Raw genomic sequence first — 7,044 nt, forward strand, 5'->3', positions numbered from 1 at the left:
ATATAGGTCCAGTCAGAAAGAATCCGATTGGTAAAGTAAAAAGTCAAGAATATCCTCGTAGTGTTCTGCTACTGTCAAATGTTCAACGCTACAATAGCGACCGTCCAAGAGAGTGATGTCCGGCATCTTCCCAGGGCTGGCATCCGCTAAGCTTGGTCCGACTTCTTGTTGGTACTGATTCAAAGGCATAGTCATCTTCCTTTCATAAATAAGAAAAGCCTACACAAAAGTGCAGACTTTAGCTGAATTATTTAGCAACTGGGTATACAGATACTTGTTTTTTGTCGCGACCTTTACGTTCGAAACGTACAACACCTTCAACTTTAGCGAAGAGTGTATCGTCACCACCACGGCCTACGTTTACACCTGGATAGATGTGTGTACCGCGTTGACGGTAAAGGATTGATCCACCTGTTACAGTTTGACCATCAGCAGCTTTGGCACCAAGACGTTTAGCTTCTGAATCACGACCATTGGAAGTAGAACCCCCACCTTTTTTGTGGGCGAAAAGTTGCAAGTTTTCAAGAGTTTTCAACATAAGATTGTGTCCTTTCTTAGTGATTAGTCGTTAGCTTACGCGTTGATAGCGTTGATAACAACTTTTGTATAAGGTTGACGGTGACCTTGTTTACGGTGGCTACCTTTTTAGGTTTGTATTTGAAAGTAACAACTTTCTTTTGTTTACCTTGTTTTTCGATAGTTCCGACAACAGTAGCTCCTTCAACAACTGGAGTACCTACTACAGTTTTATCACCACCGACAAGAACAACTTCGTTAAAAGTTACTTCTGATCCAGCTTCAGCGTTGATTTTTTCAACGTAGATCGCTTGACCTACTTCAACTTTAACTTGTTTTCCACCAGTTTTGATGATTGCGTATGTGCTCATGATGCACCTCCTATTAAAATTTTTAATGTGTCTGAGGTTTCCCTCTGTGAAGACTCGCCTAGTACTGCGGGGACGAACCCACTTGCAAACAGTAGTCGTGCGGTTGCACAGGACGTGCATTTAGTCAACGTTTCAATTCTATCATTTTTTTACTCTAATAGCAAGAGAAAAAGTTTTTACTTTTTCTTATTTTGTCAACTTAGATTTAACTACAAAATCAAGCTTCTAATCCACTCTGACACCATGCTTTCCTAAAAAGGTCTTAGCCAAAGCGTTCTCCAAAGCTGCTAGGGAAAGCGTCTTATCGGTTGTTAAAATCTGATAACGCTCAGTCCCTTCAAAATAGAAATGATTCAAAGCTTGATAGCCATTTTTTCGTAAAATGCTAGACGTTTTAGACGTTGAGCTCGATTAGAAACATTAGGATCATCCATGGGCTCAATCGTGAGAACACATGGGCAAACGCCTGCTTCTTTCTTAACTTGTGCCAAAATCTGACTACCGTATCCCTGAGACTGTTTACTTTCTTCAACCGCAAGAAAGAGTAAGTATACTAGGCTGTCAGTATAGATGGTATAGGTTAAGCCAATAAAAGTTTGCTTATCATAATAAGCCAGAAATTCCTGTCCTTTTTTCAAGCCATTCCAAGACAATTGCCAGAGGGGAAGACGCTCACAAGCAGGAAAAGCCGCTTCATAAAGCGAAGCGACCTGTCTAAACGTTGGTGTAAAAGGGTAAACCTTACGAACCTGAACTGCCATGACCCTAACCAATGACCTTTTGATAATCTTCTGGTGTCGCCACACGAGCATGCTCACGTTGACGGTCAAGAAGATGTCTAAAGAACTCATGGTTGCCCAAGGCTTCATGAAGGGTTTGCTTGAAGTGACCGGCATCCATCGGTGAAAAGATATTGCTTGGCGCTGTATACTCTGAACCATGACTAGTGTTCGTAAAGGCAAGGATAAGCATATTATTTTCGAAAGCAGCACGGGTCGCTGACAAGATTTCATTTTGATGGTTAATATCCAAGTAGAAATCAGCTTCTTGATAAAGGCGTTTAACCTGTTCTGTTGTAATGTTAGGATAAAGACTAACATTGCTATATTTAGCCAAATCCATCAAGCGACTTGACATCTCTGTAATAGCCCCGACATGATAGTGCATGGTAGGTACTTCACTAACAATACTTTCCAGATGTTCAACCTGATCGGAATTGGTCAAGATAAGTGCATGGTTTTGGAAATGATTTTGACGTGCAAATGGATACATGAAGCCAAGGAAAGCTACATGAGAAGCCTGCTGGGGATTAATCAATTTTAGCAAATTCGTGTAGGCTGTGTAATCCTGAACAACAATCTTGGTTTGACGGTGATTGCTATCAAGGAGCAAACGCATATTGCCAGGAACTGTGTCTGTAATTGGCTCTTGCCAGAAAAGCACATCTTGGCCAGAATTTGGAAGGTTCATCGTTGTCAAGAAAGGCGTTGACAGTGAGTTATAAAGGATACGACTTAAATCATAACCCGCCTCTTGGAAATAGAAGACTACAAATTCCGACTTATTTTTGAAAATGTAGACTTTTTCCTTCCAATTCAAGATAACATCCTTGGTCAAATGGTTAACAACGATAACTTCCTTGTTGTCTGGCGTGAAATAACTAGTGATAGTCGCTTCTTGTTTAACGTTGTACGTTGTCTGAGAAAAACGATAGCCCTTGTTATTATAGCGGTCAGTCACGCGCAAGCGGCCTGACTCATCATACCAGTCCACAGCATTTACCAAACGTTGATGTTCAGGATGCGCATAATGAATATGTCCACGTTTTTTATCAAAACGGAAAATTTCTGCATTACTATTAGTCCCTAAAATTTCCCAGTAATCTGGCACGGGCACTTGATTAAAGTAAAGAGCAGATCCCTGAACCTTATCAAAACCAGTGAAATAAAGGTAGGGCGAGGTTACATCACTAGGTAGAAAGCCATCATCCGAAAGGCAAACCGTTGTATTGGCATAGCCAGCAACGATTAAGGAGTAATGGAGATCCCAACTACCCTGACTATAACTTTCAAATAAATTAATCATGACTAGTCATCTCCTTTACTAAGTTAAGCCACTTCTGCTCAATTTCCTCTGTCAAAAAGCCTTTAGCGATATCATAAGAGACTTGATGAACATGGTCCAAATCTGTGCGGTTAAAGAAGGCTACAATTTTCTCTGCCAAAGCCGCTACAATGGCAGGTTCATCATCTTTTTCGAAACGAGGAATGAGGTAACCATTTTCATTATCTTTAATAAAGGTTTGGTTCCCATAGCGCACGTCAAATCCAATCATACCAAGACCTGAACCAACAGCTTCTAAAAGAGTCAAGCCAAAGCCTTCACTCTTAGAACCTGACAGGTAAAGCTCGTAGTCCTTGTAGACTTCTGTCAACTCCTGATGACCTTTGAGATGGATGTAATCCTGAGCTTGATTTTCCTCAATAATAGCCTTAAGTTTAGCCTCCTCAGCCCCTGTACCAAAGATATCAAAATTAACTTGTGGCAAGCTCTCCTTGGCCTTAACGACAGCCTTAGCCAACCAGTCCACATGTTTTTCATTGGCCAAACGTGAAGCGGTAATGATAGAGAATGGTTTACGATTGCCATCAGGTTTTCTCAGTTTATCCACACTTCCCACAGGGATGGTTACGATATGAGGCCTAAATGGTGTGTACTTGTTGAACTGATCTAGCATGATATCACGCTGACGATTTGTCGCCGTGATAAAGAAATCGACCTTGTCCGCATTACTAAATTGATACTCGTAATAATTATTCCAAAGAATGGTCTTGTCTGTTACCGCATTCTCACTAAAGTGTTCTGCATGGACCACTACCCCAAGTTTGGCAGGTTTAGCATTACGGAAAACGGCTTGCCCTGTACCAGTTGCACGGTCCAAGATGACAATATCTTTGTCCGTGAGGCCAAGTTGAGACATAAAGTAAGCGATAAACTCGTGCTTAGAAGACAAAATCTTATCTGAAAACGGAAGATACTATCCTTTCCATCAACGATTTCGTCATAGGCAACACTACCATCTTCATTGAAGAAACGACGTTGGTAAAGATGAGCCTTGTTGTCCACTGGTGTGTAATACTCTGTGAACATCTTGGTATAAGAGTAAAAATCTTTACGAATCAAGCAACCACGAGAAACCTTTTCCACACGGTGAACAATCTCTTCACCCTCTTTACGCAAGTATGCTGCATAAAAAATGTCCTCTTTAGCACAAAAGAGCTTCACTACCTTACCATTAATTTCACGACGTGTAATATCATAAGGAATTTCATTTTCCAAATCCTTGACGGTATAGGTCGTTGGGGCAATCTTAAGGTCTGTAAAATAGCTATAGAGCCAGATGACATCTTCGTCCGCAAAACCCATATTACGGGTCAAATCAGACAGGTTGTCCTGCAAGAACATATCCATAAAGACAAACTTAGCCTTGATACCAGTGTTTTTAAAAATGGTAGAACGGTAGGCCTGAGCATATTCGACACCACTTGACGCCCAACCAATTCCTAAATTGATGTTATAAACAGTCATGTATTTTCCTTTCTAGGTAAAATGCAACATCGATATTATTTCTTTATTTGATACAGCTGATGCTAATAAAATCTAAGCAGTCACTATATACTTTGGGACTAGAGCAAGTCGTCAATAAGTGTGTCTACTTCGTCTTGTGTCTCTTCGAGAGGTGTGATTTCAGTCACCATAATTCCTGCAACCGCCCGTTCAACTAGGCCTTCAACATCCATACGACGCTCATATTGTTCAACGTTTTTGATTTTTGGATTGGTCTTTGGACGGTCCGGTGCAAAGATGGTACAGCAATCTTCGAAAGGTTGAATAGAAATGTCGAAGGTATCGATTTTTGTGCCAAATCAATGATTTCCAACTTATCCATAGTCACAACTGGGCGAATCACGGGCGTACAGGTGACAGCATTAATGGCCTGCATAGACTCCATAGTCTGACTGGCAACCTGACCAAGACTTTCTCCATTGATAATTACAAGACCACGTCGTTCCTCACGAATGCGGTCAGTAATACGCATCATAAAACGACGAGTCAGAGTCATCAAATAAGCCTCTGGTGCTTTTTCTTTGATTTCCTCTTGAATTTCAGTAAACAGTACTTCAATAAACTGGATATTGCCACCAAACTTGGTCAACTTACGCGTCAAATCTTGAGCCTTTTTAAGTGCCCCAGGACTGGTATAAGGAGGGCTTGCAAAGTGAACGGCCTCAATATCTACACCACGTTTAAGGGATAGATAACCTGCAACAGGCGAATCAATCCCACCAGAAAGCATGAGCATTCCTTTACCAGCTGTCCCTACAGGTAATCCACCTACTCCCTTAATTTCCTCATGAGAAATATAAGCGGCCTCAGCACGAATTTCTACCTTCAGATTGATATCTGGCCCCTTCATCTGTGCCTTAATGTTAGGCAATACATCAAATACAGCATTTCCTAAAGTAAGGTTGAGCTCGCGACTATCTAAAACAAAGTCATGGTCACTACGTTTGGCAGTCACCTTAAAGGTAAGCCCGTCACGATAGAGCCCTGTCATAATGTCTTGAACAGCTTTTTTCAAGACTTCGACATCTTTTTCAAATTTGTAAACGGGGCTAAAGGCCTGAATCCCGAAAATCTGCTTCAAAGACTCTGCGACTGGCTCGTAGTCTGTGCCATTGAGGTAGATGTGTCCACGGTCTCGGTCAAAAGTCACTTTAACTTCTGGATAGATAGATAACACATCTTGAATGTTATTTCTAAGTTTATTGATAAAACGCATACGGTTTTTGCCCTTGGTTGACAATTCACCGTAGCGAACCATAATTTCTGAATATGTTAATGTCATTCCTTTTCCTTTTAAACTTGAACTTAGTTTTATTTTTAATCGATTAAATCTTGCTATCTTACTTTTTGCGTTTTAGCATATACCTGCTTGAAAATCGTGAGAAACTGTTCTACTTGTCCCATATCATTGTCATCATCAAGACTGATACGAACAGCCGTTTGGGCTAACTTGGTTGGAACACCCATAGAAATGAGGGTTCCCGCTGGCTTGCCGGCCTTAGATGAACATGCTGATGTCGTTGAAATATAGATTTGATGCTCTTCAAAAGCATGGACAACCACTTCACCACGAACTCCCTTAATTCCAAAGGTCAAAATATTGGGAGCAAAGTCCTCACCCTCACCTGAGAAAATAGTAATGTCCTCATACTTAGCCAATTCATCAAAGATAATCTTTTTCATCTTAGCAATTTTCGGAAGAGAAAATTCCTCTTTATCAGTGACTAGGCGCAAAGCCTTGGCCATACTCGCAATCCCAGCTACATTTTCAGTCGTTGAACGAAAGTCTTTTTCTTGACCACCACCTGTTAAGAGCGGAGTAATTTTTTTGCCATTTTTCTTGTAGATAAAACCTACACCTCGAACAGCATGGAACTTGTGACCAGAAAAAGTTGCAAAGTCAACACGGTCTGTTAAATAAACTGATACAGGAATCTTCCCAATAGCCTGGACAGCATCCACATGGAGAGAAATCGTCGGCTCATTAGCTAGAAGATCTGAAATCGCTTGAATGGGTTGGATAGATCCGATTTCATTATTAACGGCCATCACTGAAACCAAGATGGTATCAGGTCGCAACAGTTGAGCAAGAGCTTCCACATCCACGAACCCTTGAGCATTAACTGGCGCATAGGACACTTGAAAACCATGCTCAGAAAGCCATTTGGCAGACTCTTTGACCGCAGGATGTTCAATGTCAGAAACGATGACGTGTTTACCGTAGGGTTCTTTTTCAAAAGCTAGACCCTTGATGACCCAGTTGTCTCCTTCGGTTCCACCAGACGTAAAGAAAATCTCATCGGCTGATTTTCCAATGAGGTCCGCAACTTGCTTACGAGAAGCCTCCAAAATACGTGTCGCAGACGTTCCTAATTGGTGCAAGCTAGAAGGATTCCCAAAAATTTTCGTGGCCACTTCTTGGTAGGTTCTAAGAGCCTCTGGATAGGGCATAGTTGTGGCTGAATTATCAAAATAAATCATGTTTTTCCTCGAATAATAGTTACTCCCTATTATAGCATAATTTTTTAGC

3 protein-coding genes, 5 pseudogenes and 1 other annotated feature are annotated in these 7,044 nt (G+C 41.2%); all 8 genes and pseudogenes read right to left on the minus strand.

Features of this window, described 5'->3' with window-relative positions; genetic code table 11:
• Nucleotides 1-189, minus strand: a pseudogene (locus tag HSISS2_RS06455) (GNAT family N-acetyltransferase); the annotation flags it as partial.
• 58 nt (nt 190-247) lie between these two features.
• Nucleotides 248-538 carry a 50S ribosomal protein L27 gene (gene rpmA / locus HSISS2_RS06460; protein ID WP_004183988.1) on the minus strand — a complete coding sequence of 97 codons (291 nt, stop codon included), beginning with the start codon at nt 536-538 and terminating at the stop codon, nt 248-250.
• Nucleotides 539-573: 35 nt separating this feature from the next.
• A pseudogene (gene rplU / locus HSISS2_RS06465) lies at nt 574-887 on the minus strand (50S ribosomal protein L21).
• A gap of 40 nt (nt 888-927) precedes the next feature.
• Nucleotides 928-1,002, minus strand: a sequence feature (ribosomal protein L21 leader region).
• A 110-nt stretch (nt 1,003-1,112) separates the two neighbouring features.
• Nucleotides 1,113-1,648: pseudogene (locus tag HSISS2_RS06470) on the minus strand (GNAT family N-acetyltransferase).
• A gap of 4 nt (nt 1,649-1,652) precedes the next feature.
• A complete protein-coding gene (gtfB, locus tag HSISS2_RS06475; protein WP_021145974.1) occupies nt 1,653-2,972 on the minus strand; it encodes an accessory Sec system glycosylation chaperone GtfB in 1,320 nt (439 codons plus the stop codon).
• Nucleotides 2,965-4,475, minus strand: a pseudogene (gene gtfA, locus HSISS2_RS06480) (accessory Sec system glycosyltransferase GtfA). Before gtfA ends, gtfB begins: the two are co-directional and overlap by 8 nt.
• Before the next feature lie 98 nt (nt 4,476-4,573).
• Nucleotides 4,574-5,796: pseudogene (gene thiI, locus HSISS2_RS06485) on the minus strand (tRNA uracil 4-sulfurtransferase ThiI).
• 53 nt (nt 5,797-5,849) lie between these two features.
• Entirely contained in the window at nt 5,850-6,995 is a 1,146-nt protein-coding gene (locus HSISS2_RS06490) for a cysteine desulfurase family protein (protein ID WP_021145979.1), read from the minus strand.
• Nucleotides 6,996-7,044: the final 49 nt, after the last annotated feature.

This window comes from Streptococcus sp. HSISS2, from assembly GCF_000448665.1.
Classification (GTDB): domain Bacteria; phylum Bacillota; class Bacilli; order Lactobacillales; family Streptococcaceae; genus Streptococcus; species Streptococcus raffinosi.

Coding starts and splice junctions, on each gene's coding strand:
- rpmA (WP_004183988.1), bottom strand. CDS start 538: ATGTTGAAAACTCTTGAAAACTTGCAACTTTTCGCCCACAAAAAAGGT.
- HSISS2_RS06490 (WP_021145979.1), bottom strand. CDS start 6,995: ATGATTTATTTTGATAATTCAGCCACAACTATGCCCTATCCAGAGGCT.
- gtfB (WP_021145974.1), bottom strand. CDS start 2,972: ATGATTAATTTATTTGAAAGTTATAGTCAGGGTAGTTGGGATCTCCAT.